This window comes from Periweissella cryptocerci, assembly GCF_004358325.1.
Lineage (GTDB): Bacteria > Bacillota > Bacilli > Lactobacillales > Lactobacillaceae > Periweissella > Periweissella cryptocerci.
This window is the reverse complement of record NZ_CP037940.1, coordinates 2136344-2161054: the sequence shown is the minus strand read 5'-3', so window position 1 is coordinate 2161054 and position 24711 is coordinate 2136344. Positions and strand designations below refer to the sequence as shown.

Genomic DNA, 24711 nt, shown 5'->3' with positions numbered 1-24711 from the left:
CGCAAGCTTAACACTAATAATGTTTTTAACAAGGTCACCTAAAAATGCCTAACCAGCTCCAATGAAAACGGTTTCATAAAATGGTATGGGTTACGCGCGAAATGACGTGCAAAAACAGCATAATTAGCCACATTTCGCAGGTTTTAGGTCGAATGGGGCCCTAATGTTACACTTGTTACAGGTCGTACAAATAGTAAGTAAAAAGACGAAAACAACCCTCGATTGGGTCATTTTCGTCTCTTTAAGCTATTTATTTAACCGCTGCCTTCAAAACATCGACCTTATCCAACTTTTCCCATGGTAAGTCGAGGTCCAAACGACCAAAGTGACCATAAGCCGCAGTTTGGGCATAGATAGGACGTTGCAAATCGAGCATCTTGATAATGCCGGCTGGACGCAAGTCGAAGTTGGCACGAATGGCCGCTACCAATACTTCTTCAGACACAGTGCCTGTACCGAAAGTTTCAATCGCAATTGAAACTGGTTGCGCAACACCAATTGCGTAGGCTAATTGGATTTCCGCTTTTTTAGCTAAACCAGCCGCGACGATGTTCTTGGCAATATAACGAGCAGCGTATGAAGCTGAACGGTCAACCTTAGTGGCATCCTTCCCTGAGAAAGCTCCTCCACCGTGACGTGCAGCACCACCGTAAGTATCAACAATGACCTTACGACCAGTCAAACCAGCATCCCCTTGAGGTCCACCAATCACGAAACGACCAGTTGGGTTGATGAAGTACTTCGTGTTGTCATCCAATAATTCGTTTGGAATCACCACGCGGACGATTTGTTCAATCACGTCTTCACGAATTTGAACTAATGAAACATCAGGGTCATGTTGTGTTGACAATACAACTGTATCCACACGGAAAGGCTTGCCGGCTTCATCAAGTTCAACCGTTACTTGCGCCTTAGCATCTGGTCGTAAGTAAGCAATTTGACCGTTCTTACGGAGCTCAGCTTGCTTGTGTACTAATTTGTGACTCAACATAAGTGATAAAGGCATGTATTCTTCAGTTTCGTCAGTTGCATATCCAAACATCAAACCTTGGTCACCGGCACCAATTTGATCAAATGGATCTTGCCCACCTTCTTCACGGTTTTCAATTGCCGTATCAACCCCTTGGGCGATATCAGCTGATTGTTCATCGATTGCGACCATCACACCAGTGTTGTCACCATCAAATCCAAATTCCGCGTGGTTGTAACCAATCGCTTTAATTTTATCGCGGACAATTTTGTTGATGTCAACGTAAGCTGACGTTGAAAGTTCACCAAACACGAGGACAAGTCCCGTTGTAACTGAAGTTTCAACCGCTACCCGTGCGTGCTTGTCTTGTGCTAAAACTGCATCTAAGATTGCATCACTGATTTGATCAGCAATCTTATCTGGGTGACCTTCAGAAACTGATTCTGATGTGAAAAGACGTGGTTCTTTTGTATATTCTGACATTGTAGACTCCTTCTTAATTACGAGAAAAATTCTCTAGAAATAAAAAAATTGCGACCATCCTTGATTCGGATAGTCGCAATGAGCTAATGTCATATGTGAGCTATCTTCATCGATCTTGTATTACCACCTTGCAGCTATCACTGTAGGTTGGTGTGCGGTCAACGGGCAAGCCCCTCGCGCACTCTCTATGAAGAATGATACTTGACTATATTAGCTTAATATATTGTGAAATGCAAGTATGATTGCTAAAATGAAAGATAACAAACTCACCGCAAGCGTTAATCAACGTAAAAATTCGCATACCGAACGTAACAATTAGGAGCCCTGCATAAAATGGATGAAGAATATAGTGCCCGGATAAATCGCCTTGAACACACCGGCCAAGCAACCACGGCAACCACAACTACCCCACTACCAACCGATAACCAACCCCGAACATTAAAAGAGCGCCTACGTAATATTCCATGGATTAGTGCCCTAATTACCGTTATTGCCCAAAACGTTATCTGGTGGACGTACCCGTTAATCTATAGCCAACATTTAAACGGCCAATTACCGGTTAATTTGCAAGTTTTGATTGGCTATACGATTTTTGTTAGTTTAGGGATTTTCTTTACCTTTAACTCTCGTTTCCGTTCTTGGATTGCGCCCTTCTTTTTAATTGCCAGTCTGATTCTCACCTTTAGTAGTCTAATCAAAGGAAGTATCGAACTTTTCATCATGCTCTTGATGTTTTCTGGCTTCATGTTATTAGTCCAATTCAAATGGCTGAAACTCCAAAATACTTTTGGACTCATTATCTATTCAGTAGGTGCCTCATTTGCCTTGCCGATGACGATTTTTTATCTGCAAAACAGTTATGTGACTGAACCATTTTTATGGACCTTGTTACCATTAATCCTCAGCTATCTATTTTTCATGTCACCAATTTTTATCGAAAATGAAACTCCTAAACGCATGGTCAGTTTAGTCTTTGGGCTTTTCTTTTTAATTGATATTTTAACGTTGCCGCTAAACTTCTGGACAATTCTCGCCATTCTTATTGTCACCGTTACGTGGCTTATCTTGATTAATTTACGGCTCAAACGTGACTATCAAATGGTCGCCTTCACGGTATTGCAAATGATTACCGTGTTAATGATTTTTTTCCAACAACACTAACAAATCAAAAACACCCACGTAAATTCTGCGTGGGTGTTTTTACTGTTAATGGTGGTGAATCTAACTACGCATTGGCTAAATTATGTTATTGCAGTAAACTTTCATAAATTGCTTTAAGCTGCTGACCAACTTGCGGAATTGAACGCTTTGCCGCAGTGGCATAACCAGCTTCGCGCATCGCCTGATTGTCAGTAGTCAATAATTTTTGTAGCTTGCTATTAAATGATGTAACATCCTGAGCCTTCAAGACATTGACGCCATCTTCAAGCCAACCATCATAGACTGGAATGTCACGCACTAACACGTTTTGATATGAGGCAAGCGCTTCAAGCACCACAATCCCCTCAGTTTCTTCCCGTGAAGGAAATAAAAAGGCATCCGCGCCACTATAAGCCCCTTCAATAATGTCCCCCGTAATGTAGCCAGGAAACTCAACATTCGCCGGATGGTCGTGTTTTACAATTCGCCGAACTTTCGCTGGAATCGTCGCAAAATTTATATGGCCAAACCAAATGAAACGCACATCGGGATTCAAGGCCGCGATTTTGACAAAATCATCGATTCCTTTACGGATGAAAAATAAGCCAACACTAATTACGACTTTTTCTTTTGAACCAAGATGGAAATACTCCCGGAACTTATCTTCTTTAACTGGATTTGGTTGATACTTACTTAATTTAATCCCATTAGAAACCGGATAAATTGGTTGTGTTAATCCGTAATTTCTTAATAGCTGCTTCGAGTAAGGTGTTGGGGTAATCAACACATCACCAAGCTTATATAACCCGATCAAATACTTCCCATAAAATGGTGCTAATTGGTTTGAACCAATAAACGAATTCCGAAAATCCTCTTCAGTTGAATGCGCGTGATAAACAACTGGCTTACCCGCCTTCCGCGCTTGGGCGACAACGTGGCGACTATTCAACCCATAGGTATTAATATGGAGGATATCATAATCATCTTTTGGATTGGTGGTATATTCAATTCCGACTGCTTCCAAGGCTGCCATTTGGTGTCTTAATGCATTACCAATCCCTGATTGGGCAATCAGTTTTTGTGCTTCAAAATATAATAAAACTTTCATTAGACTTCTCCCAGTAATTGCTCAATTGTATCAAGAACACCTTCATGGTTATTATCATTCAGTGCCCGTAAATTAATTTGTTCACGCATCCATTTGTACGCGTTTGGCATCAAATACCCTTGGTCCACGTAATTCAACATTTCCAAGTCGTTATCATTGTCACCAAAGGCCACGATGTCCGCAGTTTCAATTCCGTATTCACGTTGGAGTCGACTAATTCCGTGGGCTTTATTAACTTCTTTCGCTAGTAAATCCACACTCCCGAAACCTGATCCTGTGGCATGCAATTCTTCACCAAAAATATTGCGTAGTTGGATTACATATTTTTCAACTGCCATATCAGGCCATACAAAAGTAACCTTGAAAACATTATCTGGCACTTCCAATAATTTCTCAACTTGCTTAATTGGCGCATAAAAAGTGCTAACTTCGGCTAATGTTGTTGGCGTTGCATGATTGCTGACATAAGCACTCTCAGCGCCCGACAGGATAATTAGGTTATCTAAACTACCCGGATTTTGCGCATTCCATTCAATAATCCGCCGTAATTGCTCACTAGATACTGGTGATTCATATAATAAATCGGCTCCTGTAAAAATTCGAGCACCGTTATCAGCAACAAAATCAATTTGAAACTGATCATTCACTGGTGCAAAAATGTCATACAGGTGCTGATATTGGTTCCCACTCGCGGCAACAAAGCGAATCCCTTTTTTCTCCATAAACTTTAGTTGTTCCCGGAAACGATCTACATTGTATTTTTTATCGTCCGTTAAGAAAGTTCCGTCCATATCAGTTGCAATCATTTTTAAATTCATTAGTAATCCCCCCTTGATTCGACAATTTAACTTTCGGCATTCAGCAAGATGTCATGTATACTTTAACATTAATATTAATAAAAAAATGCTCAAAACGTCAGCTGAATCAGCATATCGTTTTGAGCACTTATCCTACTTACTGCGCGCTTCAGCAGCAATTTATTAAGGTGGTAATCGGATTCGAACCGACGATCAGGGTTTTGCAGACCCATGCCTTACCACTTGGCTATACCACCATTTCAACAACCTACTAAGTATATAAAATAGCAGCATAACTGTCAAGTACTGTCCTTGCCTTTTCGCTTATTAATTATAAGTACATCACCAAACTGAATATCGTTCTATAAACACCCACACCGTATAGCATGTTTATTTAGCACATGCTCGTTTTTCGTCCTTACGAGCAATATTATCCACAATGACATTCAGTCATGCGCACAGACGTCTATTTAAGCAGTTGTGGTGTTACCTGTGCTAGCCAAGCATGTAACTCGGCTGATTTCCCCCACATGCTTGCATCGGCCTTATAGCTACTGTAAGCTGCTTTATTATCTTGCTTAACTAACTTACTAGCAAACAACGTACTTTTGAAATCCTGATTCTCTGATTTTGTATCCGTATTAGCCTGCGATATTAAACCCATGCTCGTTAAAATTTGTTGATAATTTTTATTATCAGTTTTATCACCATTGTAATAGTATTTGGCAGCATCAATAAAATAAATTGGTGTGTTGATTCCAAACTCGCTCACATTCGTATCTGTTTGCTTTGCGAGACTAGCCAGCTTAGCATCACTGCTTGCACCCAAAACTAAGAAAAATTGTTTTTGCTTACCATACACATTGGCTAGATAATCAGTTGGACTAATCTGCTTAACTGTGGCTCCCCATTTATAATCCGTTGGCTTAACATTTAATTTATCTACTTGGGTTGTTGATTTAGCAGAAATTGATTGTGCTGTTGAATGCTGTTTAGCTTCGCGTGCGCTATTTTGTTTATCTACCATACCTATGTAGAACCATAACCCGACGGCAATAATCACAATCACCACCAAACTGGCCAATAGTGTAGTTATGATGACTTGGCGCCGATGTGCTTTACGGGCGTTAAGTTGCCGTTGTTTAATTTTTTCTTCTGGTTCAGGCTCATGTAAAATGCCAGGAAAATTTTGCGGGGTTAAATTTTTGTGCGTATGTGATTCTTGATCAAAAAGTGTGAATTCCTTACTCATCATCCGTTTTCCGGAACCAATGACTAAATTCTCGGCATCTTCTTCTCGTTTGTCGTTCTCTTCGTTCATGATTATCCCTCGTTATCATAATTCCGCAGTTTCATTTATCTACAGAGCCCCATCTGTGTCCTGCACTCAATTCAATTTATAAACAAAAATACCGAATTACAATTAAGTAATCCGGTACCTTCTTTAGTGCCGTCGGTGGGGGTCGAACCCACACTCCCGTGAAGGAACTGGATTTTGAGTCCAGCGCGTCTGCCAATTCCGCCACAACGGCATATCTATATGTTTTACTAACCTAGGCTAGATTAATAACTGGGCTAGCTGGATTCGAACCAGCGCATGATGGTACCAAAAACCATTGCCTTACCGCTTGGCTATAGCCCAATAACAAGGGCGGTATATGGGAATCGAACCCATGCGTGCTGGTACCACAAACCAGTGTGTTAACCACTTCACCAATACCGCCATAATATAAACAGGGATAGAGGGAGTCGAACCCCCACTGATGGTTTTGGAGACCATAGTTCTACCATTAAACTATATCCCTATAGCTTTGCAAAACCACTCGAGCATTACAGCTCACCCAATGGCGCTGGACGGAATCGAACCGCCGACACATGGAGCTTCAATCCATTGCTCTACCAACTGAGCTACAGAGCCATACTGCTTAATAAATGTTGCAACGGTCACAACGGGACTCGAACCCGTGATCTCCCGCGTGACAGGCGGGCGTAATAACCAACTATACCATGCGACCAATGATAATGAAGATACTCGAACCTGTCTGCTTGTAAGGCAGACGCTCTCCCAACTGAGCTAATCTTCCGAAAGTGTCCCGTACGGGATTCGAACCCATGTTACCGCCGTGAAAGGGCGGTGTCTTAACCACTTGACCAACGGGACATAATTCAAAGCATGGCGACGTCCTATCCTCGCAGGGAGCGATCCCCCAACTACTTTTGGCGCTACAGAGCTTAACTTCTGTGTTCGGCATGGGAACAGGTGTATCTTCTGCGCTATCGCCACCACACTTTTTGAATTATATCTGAGAAATTAATAACTTCGTCTCTCAAAACTGAATACTATCATTTAATTAATCTTACCGGACACCACTTCGTGGTTAAGTCCTCGACCGATTAGTATTAGTCCGCTCCATGCATCACTGCACTTCCACTTCTAACCTATCTACCTCATCATCTTTGAGGGGTCTTACTTTCATAAAGAAATGGGAAATCTCATCTCGAGGCGAGTTTCACACTTAGATGCTTTCAGCGTTTATCTCATCCATACATAGCTACCCAGCGATGCTCCTGGCGGAACAACTGGTACACCAGAGGTATGTCCATCCCGGTCCTCTCGTACTAAGGACAGCTCCTCTCAAATTTCCTGCGCCCGCGACGGATAGGGACCGAACTGTCTCACGACGTTCTGAACCCAGCTCGCGTACCGCTTTAATGGCGAAACAGCCCAACCCTTTGGGACCGACTACAGCCCAGGATGCGATGAGCCGACATCGAAGGTGCCAAACCTTCCCCGTCGATGTGGACTCTTGGGGGAGATAAGCCTGGTTATCCCCAGTAGCTTTTTATCCGTTGAGCGATGGCCCTTCATTGCGAACCACCGGGATCACTAAGCCTACTTTCGTACCTGCTCGACTAGTCAGTCTCACAGTCAAAGCTTCCCTTATGCCTTTACACTCTACGAATGATTTCAACCATTCTGAGGGAACCTTTGGGCGCCTCCGTTTACTTTAGGAGGCGACCGCCCCAGTCAAACTGCCTGCCAGACACTGTCTTTCCACACGATTAGTGGTGTGAGTTTAGAGTGGTCACAGCGAGGGTAGTATCCCACCAACGCCTCAATCGAAACTAGCGTCCCGATTTCTACGGCTCCTACCTATCCTGTACAAGCTGCACAAACACTCAATATCAAGCTACAGTAAAGCTCCATGGGGTCTTTCCGTCCTGTCGCGGGTAACCCGCATCTTCACGGGTATTTAAATTTCACGAGTCTCTCGTGAGACAGTGCCCAGATCGTTACGCCTTTTCGTGCGGGTCGGAACTTACCCGACAAGGAATTTCGCTACCTTAGGACCGTTATAGTTACGGCCGCCGTTTACTGGGGCTTCAATTCTGACCTTCGCCGAAGCTAAGCCATCCTTTTAACCTTCCAGCACCGGGCAGGCGTCAGCCCCTATACGTCATCTTACGATTTTGCAGAAACCTGTGTTTTTGATAAACAGTCGCCTGGGCCTATTCACTGCGGCTGACCTTGCGGTCAGCACCCCTTCTCCCGAAGTTACGGGGTCATTTTGCCGAGTTCCTTAACGAGAGTTCTCTCGCACACCTTTAGGATTCTTCTCCTCGACTACCTGTGTCGTTTGCGGTACGGGCAAATGTATTCTAACTAGAAGCTTTTCTCGGCCAGCGTGAAATCATGAAACTTCCCTACTTAAATTTCGGTCTCATCATCGCTTGTTCCTTGAAGATAAAAAGCATTTGACTCTTATCAAGACTTAACGATTTTAAACGACAATATCCAGCAGTGCGCATTCATTATCCTTTCTGCGTCCCTCCAATTGTTCAAACAAATACACCTGTACAGGAATATCAACCTGGTTATCCATCGACTACGCCTCTCGGCCTCGCCTTAGGTCCCGACTAACCCTGGGAGGACGAGCCTTCCCCAGGAAACCTTAGTCATTCGGTGGACAGGATTCTCACCTGTCTTTCGCTACTCATACCGGCATTCTCACTTCTAAGCGCTCCACCAGTCCTCACGGTCTAGCTTCATTGCCCTTAGAACGCTCTCCTATCGCGCCACTTACGTGGCACCCGCAGTTTCGGTAATATGTTTAGCCCCGGTACATTTTCGGCGCAGAATCACTCGACTAGTGAGCTATTACGCACTCTTTAAATGGTGGCTGCTTCTGAGCCAACATCCTAGTTGTCTATGCAACTCCACATCCTTTTCCACTTAACATATATTTAGGGACCTTAAACTGGCGGTCTGGGCTGTTTCCCTTTCGACGGTGGATTCTTATCACTTCATCGTCTGACTCCGGACATAAATCAACGGCATTCGGAGTTTATCTTGAATTTTGGTAACCGAGATGGCCCCTAGTCCAAACAGTTGCTCTACCTCCGTGGATTCTAATTCCGAGGCTAGCCCTAAAAGCTATTTCGGAGAGAACCAGCTATCTCCAAGTTCGTTTGAATTTCACCGCTACCCACACGTCATCCCCAGCCTTTTTCAACAGACACGGGTTCGGACCTCCAGTGCGTTTTACCGCACCTTCATCCTGCACATGGGTAGGTCACCTGGTTTCGGGTCTACAACAACATACTATATTCGCCCATTTCAGACTCGCTTTCGCTACGGCTCCGGTCTTTCCACCTTAACCTTGCATGTTATCGTAACTCGCCGGTTCATTCTACAAAAGGCACGCTATCACCCATTAACGGGCTCTAACTTATTGTAAGCACATGGTTTCAGGAACTATTTCACTCCCCTTCCGGGGTGCTTTTCACCTTTCCCTCACGGTACTGGTTCACTATCGGTCACTAGGGAGTATTTAGCCTTGCGGGATGGTCCCCGCGGATTCCGACGGAATTTCACGTGCTCCGCCGTACTCAGGATCCAGAACGGAGGCTATAACATTTCGATTACGGGGCTATCACCCTCTCTAGCTCAACTTCCCAGTTGATTCATCTATGTTATAACTTGGTAACTCCAATGTTCTGTCCTACAACCCCTAGAAGCAAGCTTCTAGGTTTGGGCTCTTCCGATTTCGCTCGCCGCTACTACCGGAATCGATTTTTCTTTCTATTCCTGTTGCTAATGAGATGTTTCAGTTCACAACGTCTACCTTCATCCTGCCTATATATTCAGCAGGTGATAATTACTCACGTAATTGGGTTTCCCCATTCGGAAATCTCCGGATCAAAGCTTACTTACAGCTCCCCGAAGCATATCGGTGTTAGTCCCGTCCTTCATCGGCTCCTAGTGCCAAGGCATCCACCATGCGCCCTTATTAACTTAACCTAGTATCTTTCGATACGGTTAATTTTTGAGCGGTCAACTTGATAGTTGACCTTTAAAGCGAAATAAAACTATTGTTTTAAAACTCAAAAAAACGCGATGTTCTCGGCTCAATTTAATAATATAAATATTAAAAATTGAATTGATTAATTAATTTAAATGATAGTATTCAGTTTTCAAAGAACAAGTTTTACATTGTAACCTGAAGGTTACAATGGAGAATAGCGGGATCGAACCGCTGACCCCCTGCTTGCAAAGCAGGTGCTCTCCCATCTGAGCTAATTCCCCATGATATGGGCCTAAATGGACTCGAACCATCGACCTCACGCTTATCAGGCGTGCGCTCTAACCAGCTGAGCTATAGGCCCATGGAATTGGGTAAATCCAATTAATATTGAGAAGTAAACCTCTCAAAACTAAATAAAGTTTTGACAAATGTGTAAGTTTCCGTATTATCCTTAGAAAGGAGGTGATCCAGCCGCAGGTTCTCCTACGGCTACCTTGTTACGACTTCACCCTAATCATCTATCCCACCTTAGGCGGCTGGCTCCCGAAGGTTACCCCACCGACTTTGGGTGTTACAAACTCTCATGGTGTGACGGGCGGTGTGTACAAGGCCCGGGAACGTATTCACCGCGGCGTGCTGATCCGCGATTACTAGCGATTCCGACTTCATGTAGTCGAGTTGCAGACTACAATCCGAACTGAGAATGGCTTTAAGAGATTAGCTTAGCCTCGCGACTTTGCGACTCGTTGTACCATCCATTGTAGCACGTGTGTAGCCCAGGTCATAAGGGGCATGATGATTTGACGTCATCCCCACCTTCCTCCGGTTTGTCACCGGCAGTCTCACTAGAGTGCCCAACTTAATGCTGGCAACTAGTAATAAGGGTTGCGCTCGTTGCGGGACTTAACCCAACATCTCACGACACGAGCTGACGACAACCATGCACCACCTGTCACCTTGTCCCCGAAGGGAACGTCCTATCTCTAGGAGTGTCAAGGGATGTCAAGACCTGGTAAGGTTCTTCGCGTTGCTTCGAATTAAACCACATGCTCCACCGCTTGTGCGGGCCCGTTCAATTCCTTTGAGTTTTCAACCTTGCGGTCGTACTCCCCAGGCGGAATGCTTTAATGCGTTAGCTACGTCACTAAGGGCGGAAACCCCTCTAAACAACTAGCATTCATCGTTTACGTGTGACCGGGGTATCTAATCCCGTTTGCTACCCACACTTTCGAGCCTCAGCGTCAGTTACAGTCCAGAGAGCCGCCTTCGCCACTGGTGTTCTTCCATATATCTACGCATTTCACCGCTACACATGGAGTTCCACTCTCCTCTACTGCACTCAAGTTATCCAGTTTCCGATGCAATTCTACGGTTGAGCCGTAGGCTTTCACATCAGACTTAAATAACCGCCTGCGCTCGCTTTACGCCCAATAAATCCGGATAACGCTTGGGACATACGTATTACCGCGGCTGCTGGCACGTATTTAGCCGTCCCTTTCTGATAAGATACCGTCACTCAATGAACAGTTACTCTCACTGACGTTCTTCTCTTATAACAGTGTTTTACGACCCGAAAGCCTTCATCACACACGCGGCGTTGCTCCATCAGACTTTCGTCCATTGTGGAAGATTCCCTACTGCTGCCTCCGTAGGAGTTTGGGCCGTGTCTCAGTCCAATGTGGCCGATCCAGTCTCTCAACTCGGCTACGTATCATTGCCATGGTGAGCCATTACCTCACCATCTAGCTAATACGCCGCGGGACCATCTCTTAGTGATAGCAGAACCATCTTTTAAACTTGAACCATGCGGTTCTAATTGTTATACGGTATTAGCATCTGTTTCCAAATGTTATCCCCTGCTAAGAGGTAGGTTTCCCACGTGTTACTCACCCGTTCGCCACTGACTGCATTGTGATTAATCTCTCCGAGCAAGCTCTTCAATCATAATCACCACAGTCCGTTCGACTTGCATGTATTAGGCACGCCGCCAGCGTTCATCCTGAGCCAGGATCAAACTCTCAATTTAAAATTGAGTCTTGATGACTCTTTTGTTATCCTGAATCAATTACCGGGGAGGTAATTGATTCAATTTATTTGCGAAATTGACTTTTGCAAATCTGTACATCTTAGATTCAAAATCTAAGACCCTTACATCATTTGATTGTCAAAACTTTATTCAGTTTTCAAAGATCTACGTAGCGGCTTATCTCATCCGCAGTACTTATTTATAATACCGAATGTGCTAGTGAATTGCAAGCACTAATTTCGATTTATTTTTTTGAACTTCATAAGCGATTACTCCCTTACGACTTAAACTATATTACTAGTTACACCGCCTTTCGTCAACAATTTTTAGCGACTTTTTGAAAAAGAATTTCACGTTTCTTGTTTTCCAATGAAAATTGAAAATATCACGTAAAATCGTCCCTATATCCACCGATTTTCCGAACTATCAATCACACCTCGCATTTGTTTGTTCAGTCTGTTTTTTTCGCTAACTTGCCACGTTTTCAGAAGCCGCCTTTTTCTAACCACTTTTTTAAAAATACTTCCATACAAAACACATAAAAAACGCTATTTTCTACAAATATTTGTTTTTAATCCGCCATTACTTTTCCCTCCCAATCAATTTCCTGCCAATTTAAATCAATTTGTCTTCTTACTTGCAACGTTAACTAGCGATATCTTGATTTTTAGTCGTTCCTACTCAATAGTAACCATCTCAAAGACCCCATCGCTGAAATCATGTAAACGCAAAAATAGCTCGACCGCTACCTTATTTAGCATAAAGTAGTCGTCGAGCCATTTCACATGACAGAGTTTCTGATTGCAACTAGCATAAAATGTTGTCCCATTCAGTCTTTTCACTATTTAGTTGTATCGTCTTCTTCACCTTTGAGTTCTGGTGCATCAGTTTTATATAAGTCTGCGACTGATTTACCATGATTACGCGCAAGAATACTTGATGGCTGCGTCACTAAGTCTTTCTTCAAGGCTGCGTCAGTGGTAGATACTTTATAACTGATGTCCTTCTTATCGACTGGTTGGAAATCATGTGGGTGATAGAAACGTAACAGATCCCCCATGATTACCTTATCCGAATCTTCTAGGGTTGTATCGACAAAGCTTTGATCAGCATCAATTTCTTTTTTCACATTCGCATCCTTACTTGGGAATACTTCTTCCCCACTGGATGTGACATAGTATTGATTGCCAAACTTAGTATAGTCTTTTGACACAAAGTTCCCATCCCGGAATGGAACAATCCCTGGGTGCTTGGGCGACAATAAATCCGAACCAAATTGAACGTATTCATCGTCTTTAATCCCTAATAAATCAAGTAAGGTTGGTAGCACGTCAATTTCCCCACCATACGTATGATTAATACCACCCTTCAAGCCATTCATGTGAATCATAAATGGTACTTTTTGGAACTGAGCTAAATCGTAGTTGTTAATACTATCCTTGTGTAAGAGCTTAGCAATTGCTGGTCGGTGATTATTAGAAATACCGTAGTGGTCCCCATACAATACAATCATACTGTTCTTGTATAAACCGGCCTTCTTCAACCATGTGATAAATTCTCCGAATGATTGATCTAAATACCGCGCCGTTTGTACATATCCATCAACGGTATTATCACCAGTATCAAATGGTTTTATCGTTTGGTTTTCTTTATCTAAATCATAAGGATAGTGATTTGTAACCGTGATAATCTTTGCATAGAAAGGTTGTGGTAATTGTTCAATATACTGGGCTGAGTCACGAAGGAAAATTTTGTCCTTCATCCCATACCCGACATTGTAATTTGGATTTTCTGAATTGGGGTAGAACGGCTTACTAAAGAAGTAATCGTATCCCCATGATTTATACGTGTTATCTCGATTCCAGAAACTAGCAACATCCCCATGGAACGCTGCCGTTGTATAACCTTGTTGGTCCAAGATGGCTGGTGCCGCATTAAATGTATTACTGCCACCATAATTAACCATTGCCGAGCCACTAGGTAACCCATAGAGCGAGTTTTCTAACATCGTTTCTGCATCTGATGTCTTACCTTGCCCAACTTGATTAAAGAAGTTGTCAAAACCTAACGTATTCTTATTATGATAGAACTTAGTTAAATTAGGCATAACCGTTTGGCCGTCCCATTTGTAACCAATCATAAATTGTTGGAGACTTTCCAAGTGGAAAACAAACACATTTTTCCCTTTAGCTTTACCAAAGTAATCAACATTGTCTGGTGTCCGGTGACTATTGATAAATTTCAAAATTGGCTTTAAATCTTTGGCAGTTGCCGCTGAACGTGACGCTTCTTGTTTGTGCGTTTGGAACATGTTGAATGCTAAGTACTCGTTCAACCCTAGATATTTAACAATATAGTTATTATCAAATGTCCGTGTTAACAAACCCGAACGATCTGCACTAGCCATTCCAAAATCAGTTAAGATTAAGAAAAAGCTGAACGCCGTCATCGTCAAAGCAAAGCGCTTTTTTATTTTTAACTTATCAACTTTGATGACTTTACAGAGTAGTAATCCAATCAAGACAATGATATCAATAAAGACGAAGAAATCACCCATATGCAAGATACCACCCAATGACTTACCTAAATTATTATCTACTGAGCTTGTGCTTCCCATAATAGAAACTGATAGAAAATCCGAAAATTCACGATAATAAAGTACATTGGCAAAAAGCCACACTGATTCTAAGAAATTGATTAAGACCATAATCCAGTAACTAAAACGCCCCCGGAAATACAGTGCAATCCCTAATAACAATAATGCCGAGCCAATTGGATTCAAAACAAGTAAAAATTCTTGTAACGGACCGGACGCACCGAGCGTAAAGTCAGTTTTATATACGATATATGTTTTTAACCAAATCAGAAACGTCGACAAGAAAAAGAAGCCGACTGTAGTTTGTAAGCTCGCGCCTAACTTCTTGAATAACTTCGACATCGTGATTCCTCCACTTTTTAAGATAACAATCCAATTATACTGGTGATTGAGTAAAATACAATCACGAACGCCCTTTGAAGGCACAATTTAATACAATTCTAACCCAGATTAAAACTTAACTCCATGCGTAGGTCCTCAGACAAACCTAATTCAACATCCTGGTTAGCATCTCCCAATAGCACATCTCCCAATAGCACATATCCATCCGTATCGTAATAAAAAAAGCACAATCTCACCTTATCCGAAATAAGGTAGAAATCATGCCATTTGCCGTGAGCCAAAAGCATTCTGCTTGTTACTGGTAAACCTAGATACTATTTAACCTTTTGTTCCACGCTTTTTAAAATATCGTTTGGAAATCGTGTAGTTGATCGTATACTTCGATTGCCGCTAAATCCAAATTATCAAATTCAAAATGCCGATTAGCAAATAACTCGTCGACCTCAAACAAATTGGTTAGTTGATTGAATGTCACTGTACACACAGCAACTCCAAAAGCATCGAAATTCCGAATTTGCGTATCGCTGTTACGGTCATGGCGCATCGCTTTTAACCGTTCGATGATTTGTTGCAAATTCTGTTTCATTCTAAATCCTTCTTTCGCCGTAAACTCCAGTTGTGTTTGGTTTTTACTTTATCCGCTTTAGTATTGAATGCAATCATTCCCGCAAACATCCCAAAGTAGTACGTTAAAAACCGCCATAACAGCATCGCCAAAACTAAATCAGATGAAGATGCAATGAAACTACTGAATAAGGCCGAAAAACTGACTTCCGCACCACCTGAACCACCAGGGATTGGGAACAGCGAAATGACCATGACAATCAACACATGCAAGGCCGTGATCAAAAAGTAATTAATGTGGTCATATCCCAATGCAAGTAAGATAAAGAACGGGATTGAATAGTAAAACATTAATTGAACAAATGTCAGCCCTAGCCCCTTCAACATCAAAGGCCAGTCACGACTCATTCGTAAACTTTCTTCATGGAAACTCAACAGGCGTTCATCAGCCCACTCCGTCAACCGCGCATGTCGTTCTAAACGTTTTTCTTTGCCGCCAAAACCAAACCATTTAACAAAGTTCAACGCCAACGCAACCAAGCGCTTCGTTAGGCCGTACCAATACATCACCAAGATTAAACCAATAATCACAGCAAAGTGAATGGCAAATCCAAATACCATCAAATACTTCATAATGTGGACTTTATCAGCCATAAAATGGGAGCCATAAATCAGTGCCATGAAGAAATTTAGGACAATTACAAACTGGTACACGATAAACTTCATCAATAGTACGGCACTGGCATACCCTGGTTCTACACCGGCTTGCATCATCGCAACCAATTGAAACGGTTGCCCTCCACTCGCAAAAGGCGTGATTCCGTTCCCGAGTTGTTCAACCAGTGGGATTCGCACTGCATTACGGAACGTGAATCCTTCAACACGATTACCGACAAATACTTTCACAATAATTGCTTCGATTAATAAATACAACACAATACAAAGTAGTGCTAGCAATAACCAACCAAGCTTAATTGTAACAATATCATGTAACATATCTTCTAGATTAACATTGCGCATTGAAAAGGCGAAAATTCCGACACCAATCAATAGCATCAGGACTAGCACAATCCGATTTTTTCTATTCATTTTTTCTTATTACCCCGCTACTCATGCCAACGCTTGAACGGGTTACTGATTGTGCCAAAAAGGGAATCACCAGTTTGTTCTTCATTTGCATTGTAATCATTGATAACTGTTTGATAAAAATCCAGCATCTCGTTACCAAAGTGTTCTGCACTAACTTCTTCAATCTTAATATCACGCTTTGTAACATCACCCACTGCTGCAGTTTTGTTTAAGTATGTTGTGAGTGCTTCACCTAAGTCTTCTACTGTATTCAAACTAATCCCAATGCTCGGATCACTAATTAACCACTCGACATATGGACTGTCCATGACAACGATTGGTGTATGTTGGACTAGCGCTTCCAAATAGGTTAATCCTTGCGATTCAGAATCTGATGAAGAAACAAACACGTCGGCCATCGCGTAATACTTAGGGACTTCACTGTGATCAATCATTCCAGTAAAGATGATACTTTTTTCCAAGTGCAAATCCGTCACGCGTTTTTCTAAGCTTTCACGGGCCGGACCATCTCCAGCAATCAATAATTTGGCTGCTGGAATCGTGTCAACAATTTTACTGAATGCATTAATGGTATCTTCAATATTCTTTTCAAATGCTAAGCGTCCTAACGAAAGTGCCACCGGAGTATCGGTTTCAAAGCCAAACTGTGTCCGCAGTTGGGCGACATCTTCAGTAGTCACCTCAGAATGTACATTCACCCCTGTCGGAATTACACGGACCGGCGCGGTCACCCCATACTCAAGCATTGTATCTAAGACCAGTTGGGATGGTGCGACCACCCCTTCCATATTTTTTAAATAATTACGAATAGCGGTTTTCACCGTTCCAGGCTTAATTAACTTACCATTGGCCACGTAGTGTAAATAATCTTGATACATAGTGTGGTATGTATGAATTGCTGGAATCTTCAAGGTGAAAGCGACAAACTTCCCAATCATCCCCATCGAAAATTCAGTTTGCGTATGCACGATGTCTAAATCGAGTTCCTTAGCAATCTGAACAGCGTGTAAAGCACCACTATATGCTAAACGGCGATCAGGAAAACCGGTAAACGGAAAACTAGGAAAACGGAAAATATTTCTTTCATAGACATTTTTGGCAACTTTTGGATCAGTTGAGGTAAAGATATATACTTGATGCCCTTGAGCTTCCAGTGTTTCACGCAACGTTAAAATTGACGTCGCAACACCACTCACTTGGGGATAGTATGTATCTGTAAATAAACCAATGTTCATCCGAAGTTCCTCCTTGTCTCTTTTACTTTATTGTACGCCGATATTTTGACGTAACATTGAATTATTCTAACACAAAATCTGACTTTGTAATAATTTTGACATACAAAATCATATCACACTTAGCTAGTGGCGACCATGGATATTAGGTAAATGTAATATGTGATTTTCCCCACTTCCTAATAGTGCGTGCGCAATATCCTTTGCTGTCATACTGAGTCTCTTATATTAGCCACTATACGGCACTTCGGTTTGTTTCTCTAGTACCCGCGTTAATATGTAGGATGAATGTTCCACATCAAAAACAAAATCATTTTAGACAATCTACATAACTATCGTACAGTGTAAAAATGGTCAAAAAAAGTGGATAACAAATTGTCATCCACCTTTGTTTTTACTATCTTACTTACCAGCAACAGTTGCTTCAACTAACGCCTTAACTTCATCGTTAGTTTCAAGGTCAATCGCCTTAAGGGCAAGTTCCTTAACTTCAGTAGTTGTAAGCTTCTTCATCAATGAACGAGCTTGCAAGATTGAAGTAGCACTCATTGAGAATTCGTCTAAACCAAGTCCCATGAGCAATGGCACGGCAATTGGATCACCACCCATTTCACCACATACGGCAACAAACTTACCTTCTTTGTGGGCGTTATCAATGGTCATCTTAATAAGACGCAAAATTGATGGGTTATATGGTTGGTAAAGGTATGAAACCTTTTCGTTACCACGATCGGCAGCCATTGTGTATTGAATCAAGTCATTAGAACCAATTGAGAAGAAATCAACTTCTTTAGCAAACTTATCTGAAAGCATTGCTGCTGCAGGGATTTCAATCATAATTCCGAGCTTGATACCATCGGCAACTTCTACGCCAGCCGCAATCAACTTAGACTTTTCGTCTTCGAAGATTTCCTTTGCTGCACGGAATTCAGGCAAAGTCGCAACCATTGGGAACATAATCCATAGCTTACCGTATGCTGATGCACGGAGCAATGCGCGAAGTTGGGTCCGGAACATTTCAGTCCGATCCAATGAAATCCGCAAAGCACGGTAACCCAAGAATGGGTTTTCTTCCTTAGGCAATGGCATGTAAGGAAGATCCTTATCACCACCAATGTCCATAGTACGAACGGTAACAGTCTTACCGTTCATACCTTCAAGGACAGCCTTGTAAGCTGCAAATTGGTCATCTTCAGTTGGCATTTCGGCAGAATCCATGTATAAGAATTCAGTCCGGTATAAACCAATTCCTTCAGCACCGTTTTCCAAAACACCATCAAGGTCTTTTGGTGTACCGATGTTAGCTGCAGTCATGAATTCAACACCATCAGCTGACAAAGTCTTTTCGTCTTTCAACTTAGCCCATTCAGCTTTTTGGTCAGCATATTCTGCACCCATTTTAGTGTAAGTAGCAATTTCGTCTTCAGTTGGGTCAATGATGAAATCACCATGTAAACCATCAACAATCACAACTGTGCCTTCTTCAATTTCTGAAGTTGCAACTTCAGAACCAACCACAGCTGGAATTTCCAAAGTACGGGCCATAATTGATGAGTGTGAAGTCCGACCACCCAAATCAGTAACAAATCCCTTAACAAATTTACGATCAAGTTGGGCAGTATCTGAAGGTGTTAAATCCTTTGATACAATCACAACTTCTTCGTCAATCAAAGCAGGGTTTGGCAAAGTTACACCAAGCAAGTGTGAAAGTACACGCTTCGTAACGTCGCGGATATCTGCTGCACGTTCTTGCATGTAGGTATTATCTGTCATTGCTTCAAACATGCCAATAAACATATCTGTAACTGACTTCAATGCCGTTTCAGCATTAACTTTGTCATTTTCAATTTGTTGTTCCATTGATGAAATCATTTCAGGATCTGAAAGGATTGTAATGTGTGCTTCGAAAACTTCAGCTTCTTCTGCGCCCAAGTTTTCAGCTGCTTTGGCTTTAATCTTAGTTAAATCATCAATAGATGCACGAAAGGCCGCATTTAAGCGGCCCTTTTCTGCATCAACATCAGTAATTGATTTGTTGTCAAAAGACAGATCAGGATCAACTAATTTATAAGCCTTAGCAATAGCAACACCATTGCTGGCTGCGATACCACTAAGTTTTTTAGTCATTATTCTGAAAGGCCTTCCTTTTTCATAGTGTCAACAATCGCTGCGATTGCATCAGCTTCGTCATCCCCAGTAGCTGAGATAGTAACGTCAGCTCCTTGGCCAACACCGAGTGACATAACACCCATGATTGACTTCAAGTTAACATCCTTACCTTCGTATGAAAGAGTGATGTCAGCACCGAACTTAGATGCGCTTTGCACCAAAAGGGTTGCTGGACGAGCGTGGATACCAGTTTCTGCTACAACGTGAAAGTTACGTGATTCCATAATATTAATTCTCCTTGTTTATGCACATTTTAGATAGGGGCGAAAACCCATCAGATGATGGTTCGCCAAACCTTATGAACTAATGATAACTAAAATGTAAACGTTTTACAAGGGGTTTTCTGTGCAAAATAGCCCATTTTGATTAATTTCACAGAATCTTCAAAAAGTTTATATACCAATAATGAAAAGGCTTTCAAGCACAACATCAACGCACCCTTTGCGATTACTGATATCGCAGTTCGTATTAGTACTAGACTAACCACACTTTTCAGTAAATCCATGCCAAGCATCGTTTCAAATGTGAATTATTTTGGTTACAAGTGTATTCCTCCACTATGCTCGCGATGGTGGACGGGAAGCTGCTTCATGAACTTCATAAAAAAATGGAGCGCGACAAATTCTGTCGCACTCCATTTCACTTTAATTAATTTGTTTCCAAGCGTGTATAAGTCACAACCCCGCCACGGGTGGCCTCACCACGAATTTGGTTTTGGTATGAATATCCTTGCCAAACTTTGTGGAAAGCTGGGAAGTCGGCATTGTTAACAACAAACTCAGTAATTTCACCGCTCCGTACTTGCTCGAGTAGTACTTCGTAATCAACCATAGTTATTTACCTGTATTAATAAAGTCTTGGACTACTTGGACCAATCCACCACTAGTTGGATCTGAAGCTTGCTTAATGAAGCCTTTGATATCTGAATCTGAGAAAGCCCCTGCTTGGATGCCGGCCTTATTCAAAGTAGCACGCGCTTGTTTGATTTCACTGTTAGTGATTTTGTTTCCCATTGAATCCTTGGTGTCATTACCACTCTTATCAGAACCAACGCCTTCATTTTCATCTTTTTTCGCTGATGAACTTGAGCTTGTAACAGTTGACGTTGCCACTGATGAACTAGTGGCACTTTCTGATGATGAGCTTGCAGCAGATGAGCTTTGTGCGATAGCCGCACTTGAACTACTTGCTGCTTGCTTATCTTTAATAGAAGAAATTTCGTTATTGGCGCGTTGAATCAAAGTATCTAAACCTTTGTTTGCGCCGGTAACTTGTTGGAAATATTGCGTTGCTGTGTCAAAATCTTTTGCTTTCATTGCCTTTTGACCAGCAACGAATGCTTTCGTTTGTGCTAAATAAGTTTGTGCTGCGTAATCATTTTTCTTCTTATCAAGTGCCGTTTGAAATTCTCGTTGCGCACTCTTGTATTCCCCATCGTTTACCGCTTGCTTACCAGCACTGATTGCTGAAGCATATGCGTCGTTACCCTTAGAGTCCTTTGAGAACAAGCCGCATCCGCTAACTACAACCGCCAGTAAAGCTAAAACCCCAATTGTTGCAAATACCTTTTTCATGAAATAGATTCCTCCGATTTATAATCTGGACTTTATTATACTAGATATTTTATTAATAAACAGTTAAATCTACCCACACACATGACCACACTGTTTCGATACGATGACAAGTGTTCTACATATAAGTGTTAGCCACAGTCATCACAAAATACTGGGCATATCAAAACATTAGTCCTCGATTCACATTTTCGCTGAATGAAGTAATCTACAACAATCTCCGGCATATTGTAAGCTTTAGTCAGATACTTCAATAGTATATGTAATTTTTATATGTCGCTTTTAAACTATTGAGGCATCAATCATGAATTATTAGTGCTAACCCACTTGCCTATTCATAGCACCGGTTCAGTCAATTAGCACTCTCAGTGATAAAGTGCTAAAAATTGAGTCAAAATGCTTGTTTTTCTTTTCTGAGTGAGTATACTAATAGTCGAAGGTCAAGAAAGGTCAGACAATTTGATCGAACTTTCGACCTTAAATAATACGTAGATAAACACTTTACGAAACGAGGTACAAACTATGCTATGTCAAAATTGTAAAAAGAACCAAGCGACCATTCACATGTCAATGAACATTAATGGTCAGGTAGTCGATTTGAACTTATGTCCTAATTGCTACCAACAATTGCAAAACGAAATGAAAAACGGGGGTAACTCAAATATGATGAACGATCCATTCGGCTTTAACTCAATCGATGATATTTTCCGCGCCATGAACGGTCAACAAGCACAACAAGGCGCACAACAACGTGGTAACCAACGGCCACAAATGCAACAAGGTAACGGTAACAACGGTGATGGCGATAGTTTATTAGCCGAATTTGGTTTGAACTTAACTGAAATGGCGCGCCAAGGTCACTTAGATCCCGTGATTGGCCGTGATAAAGAAATCGCCCGTGTGGTTGAAATTTTGAACCGCCGTACTAAGAACAACCCAGTCTTAATTGGTGAAGCCGGGGTTGGTAAAACCGCTGTTGTCGAAGGCTTGGCTCAAGCTATCGTTAGCGGTGATGTCCCAGAAAAACTACAAGACAAAGAAGTTTACCGACTTGATGTTGTTTCACTAGTTCAAGGTACTGGTGTCCGCGGTCAATTTGAAGAACGCATGCAAAAATTGATGGATGAAGTTTCAAAGAGTGAAAACATCATTCTGTTCATTGATGAAATTCACGAAATCATGGGCGCTGGGAATGCCGAAGGTGGTATGGATGCTGGGAACGTCTTAAAGCCAGCCCTTGCACGTGGCGAATTCCAACTTGTTGGGGCCACAACTTTGAACGAATACCGTCAAATCGAAAAGGATCCAGCTTTAGCTCGCCGGTTCCAACCAGTTACTGTCAATGAACCTTCGGAAGATGAAGCCCTCGCTATTTTAAAAGGGATTCAAAAGAAATATGAAGATTACCACAACGTGAAGTACACTGACGAAGCTATCGAAGCTGCCGTGAAATTGTCAGCTCGCTACATCCAAGACCGTTTCCTTCCTGATAAGGCAATTGACTTGCTTGATGAAGCTGGTTCACGCAAGAACTTAGGTTTAAAGGTTGCTGATCCTAAGGAATTACAAACGAAGATTAACTCAGCTGAAGCACAAAAACAAGCAGCCATCGAACGCGAAGATTTTGAAAAAGCTGGTTACTGGCGTGATCAAGTTGCCCAATTAGAACGTACTAAAAAGGACATCGAAGAAAACCCACAAGCGCCAAACGCTGACATCATTACTGACAAAGACATGGAAGCGATTGTTGAAGAAAAAACTGGGATTCCAGTTGGTGATTTGAAAGAATCAGAAGCTGGTCAATTACGTGACTTGGACAAGCACTTGGAAGAACACGTTATCGGCCAAGATGAAGCAGTTAACAAGGTTGCTCGTGCCATTCGTCGTAACCGGGTGGGCTTCAATAAATCTGGTCGTCCCATTGGCTCATTCTTATTCGTTGGTCCTACTGGGGTTGGTAAGACTGAAACTGCTAAGCAATTAGCGAAGGAACTCTTTGGCTCAGAAGATTCAATGATTCGTTTTGACATGTCAGAATACATGGAAAAGCACAGTGTTTCTAAGTTAATTGGTGCCCCTGCTGGTTACGTTGGTTACGAAGAAGCTGGTCAATTAACTGAACAAGTTCGTCGTCACCCATACTCATTAATTCTGTTGGATGAAATTGAAAAAGCACACCCTGATGTTATGCACATGTTCTTACAAGTCTTGGACGATGGTCGGATGACCGATGCTCAAGGTCACACCGTTTCATTCAAGGACACTGTGATTATCATGACTTCAAATGCCGGCTCCGGTGATGCAGAAGCTAAACTCGGATTTGGTGCTGAAGCTGATGGTACAACACACAGCATCATGGATAAATTAGGTAACTACTTCAAGCCAGAATTCTTGAACCGTTTCGACGACATCATTGAATTCAACAGCTTAAGCAAAGAAGACTTAAACTCAATCGTGCGTTTGATGTTAACTGATGTTAATGACATGATTGCTAGCCAAGACTTGCACCTAGATGTTACTGATGAAGTTGCTAATAAGTTAGTTGACTTGGGATATAACCCAGCGATGGGTGCCCGTCCACTCCGTCGTGTCATCCAAGAACAAATTGAAGACCGGGTTGCGGACTTCTACTTAGATAACGCTGACGTTCATGACTTGGAAGCAACATTAGTCGATGACGAAATCACAATTGCTGCTAAAACTGAAGCTAAACCAGTCGCAATCGCTGCTGGCACAGATTCAGACACAACTACAGAATAATAACTAGTTAAAAAAGTCACTGTTAATAACGGTGGCTTTTTTTATTGGTGCTATTTTCATAGAATTTATGAGCCATATACTACTGTGGCTCTATTCCGTCTGACGTGGAATTGAATAATATTGACCACTACGTGCCAGCAAATTAGTAATAATTCTCAAACTAGCGAAAAACAATCGTCGGGGCCGAAATACATTGAAAAACAGCTGAGCCGCTGAAATAAGGAGCAATATTAATCGATTAGCAATTCAGCAGTTGTTCAAAATTTATCATATGTAGAACAACACTAATCAAAATTGGTTTGTGAAATCGATATGTTATTGATATAGGATGTCGATTTTCTTGGTTAGCCACGTTTTCACCACGCTAGAATAAATAGCTCCACTACTGCTTGTCCGCACAGCGCTTTGCGGGCCACACCGAAACCACATTACTACGTCAGGCCATACTTATAACATTGTGAATTTACCATCACCACCCACTGACTGCTTCGCTTATGGCTAACAAAATTATAAGGTACCACCTACTATGTCACAGCGTTGCAACAATCGACGCAACAT

The 24711-nt window shown here is 42.0% G+C and carries 14 protein-coding genes, 10 tRNA genes, 3 rRNA genes and 1 riboswitch; of the genes, 2 read left to right on the top strand and 25 right to left on the bottom strand.

Going from position 1 to position 24711, the window contains the following annotated elements; all coding sequences use genetic code 11:
- Nucleotides 1-250: 250 nt before the first annotated feature.
- A complete protein-coding gene (metK, locus tag EQG49_RS09430; RefSeq protein WP_133363741.1) occupies nucleotides 251-1453 on the bottom strand; it encodes a methionine adenosyltransferase in 1203 nt (400 codons plus the stop codon).
- 103 nt (nucleotides 1454-1556) lie between these two features.
- Nucleotides 1557-1647: riboswitch (SAM riboswitch) on the bottom strand.
- A gap of 139 nt (nucleotides 1648-1786) precedes the next feature.
- On the opposite strand from metK, the gene EQG49_RS09425 reads away from it, so the two are divergent.
- Nucleotides 1787-2614, top strand: coding sequence for a hypothetical protein (locus tag EQG49_RS09425; RefSeq protein ID WP_133363740.1), 828 nt, complete (start codon nucleotides 1787-1789; stop codon nucleotides 2612-2614).
- Between the two features lie 85 nt (nucleotides 2615-2699).
- Here EQG49_RS09425 and EQG49_RS09420 read toward each other — a convergent pair whose 3' ends face one another.
- The 24 genes from EQG49_RS09420 to EQG49_RS09300 all read right to left on the bottom strand — a co-directional run bounded on the left by EQG49_RS09420 (nucleotide 2700) and on the right by EQG49_RS09300 (nucleotide 21396).
- Nucleotides 2700-3701 (bottom strand): LTA glycolipid anchor biosynthesis glycosyltransferase, IagA/BgsA family, encoded by a 1002-nt coding sequence (locus EQG49_RS09420; RefSeq protein WP_133363739.1) that lies wholly within the window; start codon nucleotides 3699-3701, stop codon nucleotides 2700-2702.
- Nucleotides 3701-4519, bottom strand: a complete 819-nt coding sequence (locus EQG49_RS09415; protein WP_133363738.1) for a Cof-type HAD-IIB family hydrolase — start codon at nucleotides 4517-4519, stop codon at nucleotides 3701-3703. Before EQG49_RS09415 ends, EQG49_RS09420 begins: the two co-directional genes overlap by 1 nt.
- 165 nt (nucleotides 4520-4684) lie before the next feature.
- A tRNA-Cys gene (locus EQG49_RS09410) sits at nucleotides 4685-4755 on the bottom strand.
- Nucleotides 4756-4964: 209 nt separating this feature from the next.
- A complete protein-coding gene (locus EQG49_RS09405) occupies nucleotides 4965-5819 on the bottom strand; it encodes an HlyD family secretion protein (protein ID WP_133363737.1) in 855 nt (284 codons plus the stop codon).
- A gap of 127 nt (nucleotides 5820-5946) precedes the next feature.
- Nucleotides 5947-6030 (bottom strand) — tRNA-Leu (locus EQG49_RS09400).
- Between the two features lie 38 nt (nucleotides 6031-6068).
- Nucleotides 6069-6140: transfer RNA gene (locus EQG49_RS09395), tRNA-Gln, on the bottom strand.
- 8 nt (nucleotides 6141-6148) lie between these two features.
- Nucleotides 6149-6221: transfer RNA gene (locus EQG49_RS09390), tRNA-His, on the bottom strand.
- Between the two features lie 11 nt (nucleotides 6222-6232).
- A tRNA-Trp gene (locus EQG49_RS09385) sits at nucleotides 6233-6303 on the bottom strand.
- A gap of 40 nt (nucleotides 6304-6343) precedes the next feature.
- Nucleotides 6344-6416: transfer RNA gene (locus EQG49_RS09380), tRNA-Phe, on the bottom strand.
- A 23-nt stretch (nucleotides 6417-6439) separates the two neighbouring features.
- Nucleotides 6440-6513: transfer RNA gene (locus EQG49_RS09375), tRNA-Asp, on the bottom strand.
- 74 nt (nucleotides 6514-6587) lie between these two features.
- Nucleotides 6588-6659 (bottom strand) — tRNA-Glu (locus EQG49_RS09365).
- 10 nt (nucleotides 6660-6669) lie between these two features.
- Nucleotides 6670-6786 (bottom strand): 5S ribosomal RNA (gene rrf, locus EQG49_RS09360).
- Between the two features lie 86 nt (nucleotides 6787-6872).
- A 23S ribosomal RNA gene (locus EQG49_RS09355) occupies nucleotides 6873-9800 on the bottom strand.
- Nucleotides 9801-10012: 212 nt separating this feature from the next.
- A tRNA-Ala gene (locus EQG49_RS09350) sits at nucleotides 10013-10085 on the bottom strand.
- Between the two features lie 6 nt (nucleotides 10086-10091).
- Nucleotides 10092-10165: transfer RNA gene (locus EQG49_RS09345), tRNA-Ile, on the bottom strand.
- A gap of 94 nt (nucleotides 10166-10259) precedes the next feature.
- Nucleotides 10260-11830 (bottom strand): 16S ribosomal RNA (locus tag EQG49_RS09340).
- The 16S, 23S and 5S rRNA genes sit together here with 9 tRNA genes alongside, the layout of an rRNA operon.
- Before the next feature lie 841 nt (nucleotides 11831-12671).
- A complete protein-coding gene (locus tag EQG49_RS09335; RefSeq protein ID WP_133363736.1) occupies nucleotides 12672-14768 on the bottom strand; it encodes an LTA synthase family protein in 2097 nt (698 codons plus the stop codon).
- Nucleotides 14769-15108: 340 nt separating this feature from the next.
- A complete protein-coding gene (locus EQG49_RS09330; RefSeq protein ID WP_133363735.1) occupies nucleotides 15109-15354 on the bottom strand; it encodes a DUF1797 family protein in 246 nt (81 codons plus the stop codon).
- Nucleotides 15351-16421, bottom strand: coding sequence for a lysylphosphatidylglycerol synthase transmembrane domain-containing protein (locus tag EQG49_RS09325; RefSeq protein ID WP_133363734.1), 1071 nt, complete (start codon nucleotides 16419-16421; stop codon nucleotides 15351-15353). The genes EQG49_RS09330 and EQG49_RS09325 overlap by 4 nt, the downstream gene beginning before the upstream one ends.
- A gap of 17 nt (nucleotides 16422-16438) precedes the next feature.
- Entirely contained in the window at nucleotides 16439-17656 is a 1218-nt protein-coding gene (locus tag EQG49_RS09320) for a glycosyltransferase (protein ID WP_133363733.1), read from the bottom strand.
- 399 nt (nucleotides 17657-18055) lie between these two features.
- Nucleotides 18056-19780, bottom strand: a complete 1725-nt coding sequence (gene ptsP / locus EQG49_RS09315) for a phosphoenolpyruvate--protein phosphotransferase (RefSeq protein WP_133363732.1) — start codon at nucleotides 19778-19780, stop codon at nucleotides 18056-18058.
- Nucleotides 19780-20046 (bottom strand): phosphocarrier protein HPr, encoded by a 267-nt coding sequence (locus tag EQG49_RS09310; RefSeq protein WP_133363731.1) that lies wholly within the window; start codon nucleotides 20044-20046, stop codon nucleotides 19780-19782. The genes ptsP and EQG49_RS09310 overlap by 1 nt, the downstream gene beginning before the upstream one ends.
- A gap of 424 nt (nucleotides 20047-20470) precedes the next feature.
- Nucleotides 20471-20653 carry a hypothetical protein gene (locus EQG49_RS09305; protein ID WP_133363730.1) on the bottom strand — a complete coding sequence of 61 codons (183 nt, stop codon included), beginning with the start codon at nucleotides 20651-20653 and terminating at the stop codon, nucleotides 20471-20473.
- 2 nt (nucleotides 20654-20655) lie between these two features.
- Nucleotides 20656-21396 (bottom strand): outer membrane protein assembly factor BamD, encoded by a 741-nt coding sequence (locus EQG49_RS09300; protein ID WP_133363729.1) that lies wholly within the window; start codon nucleotides 21394-21396, stop codon nucleotides 20656-20658.
- A 519-nt stretch (nucleotides 21397-21915) separates the two neighbouring features.
- On the opposite strand from EQG49_RS09300, the gene EQG49_RS09295 reads away from it, so the two are divergent.
- Nucleotides 21916-24153: an ATP-dependent Clp protease ATP-binding subunit gene (locus EQG49_RS09295; protein WP_133363728.1), complete on the top strand. Its 2238-nt coding sequence runs from the start codon at nucleotides 21916-21918 to the stop codon at nucleotides 24151-24153.
- The last annotated feature ends 558 nt before the right edge of the window (nucleotides 24154-24711 follow it).

Bases quoted from the DNA above. Each gene is read 5' to 3' on its own strand.
- EQG49_RS09325 (WP_133363734.1), bottom strand. From the start codon at position 16,421: ATGAATAGAAAAAATCGGATTGTGCTAGTCCTGATGCTATTGATTGGT.
- EQG49_RS09305 (WP_133363730.1), bottom strand. From the start codon at position 20,653: ATGGTTGATTACGAAGTACTACTCGAGCAAGTACGGAGCGGTGAAATT.
- EQG49_RS09295 (WP_133363728.1), top strand. From the start codon at position 21,916: ATGCTATGTCAAAATTGTAAAAAGAACCAAGCGACCATTCACATGTCA.
- EQG49_RS09310 (WP_133363731.1), bottom strand. From the start codon at position 20,046: ATGGAATCACGTAACTTTCACGTTGTAGCAGAAACTGGTATCCACGCT.
- EQG49_RS09420 (WP_133363739.1), bottom strand. From the start codon at position 3,701: ATGAAAGTTTTATTATATTTTGAAGCACAAAAACTGATTGCCCAATCA.
- EQG49_RS09335 (WP_133363736.1), bottom strand. From the start codon at position 14,768: ATGTCGAAGTTATTCAAGAAGTTAGGCGCGAGCTTACAAACTACAGTC.
- EQG49_RS09300 (WP_133363729.1), bottom strand. From the start codon at position 21,396: ATGAAAAAGGTATTTGCAACAATTGGGGTTTTAGCTTTACTGGCGGTT.
- metK (WP_133363741.1), bottom strand. From the start codon at position 1,453: ATGTCAGAATATACAAAAGAACCACGTCTTTTCACATCAGAATCAGTT.
- EQG49_RS09320 (WP_133363733.1), bottom strand. From the start codon at position 17,656: ATGAACATTGGTTTATTTACAGATACATACTATCCCCAAGTGAGTGGT.
- EQG49_RS09330 (WP_133363735.1), bottom strand. From the start codon at position 15,354: ATGAAACAGAATTTGCAACAAATCATCGAACGGTTAAAAGCGATGCGC.
- EQG49_RS09425 (WP_133363740.1), top strand. From the start codon at position 1,787: ATGGATGAAGAATATAGTGCCCGGATAAATCGCCTTGAACACACCGGC.
- EQG49_RS09415 (WP_133363738.1), bottom strand. From the start codon at position 4,519: ATGAATTTAAAAATGATTGCAACTGATATGGACGGAACTTTCTTAACG.
- EQG49_RS09405 (WP_133363737.1), bottom strand. From the start codon at position 5,819: ATGAACGAAGAGAACGACAAACGAGAAGAAGATGCCGAGAATTTAGTC.
- ptsP (WP_133363732.1), bottom strand. From the start codon at position 19,780: ATGACTAAAAAACTTAGTGGTATCGCAGCCAGCAATGGTGTTGCTATT.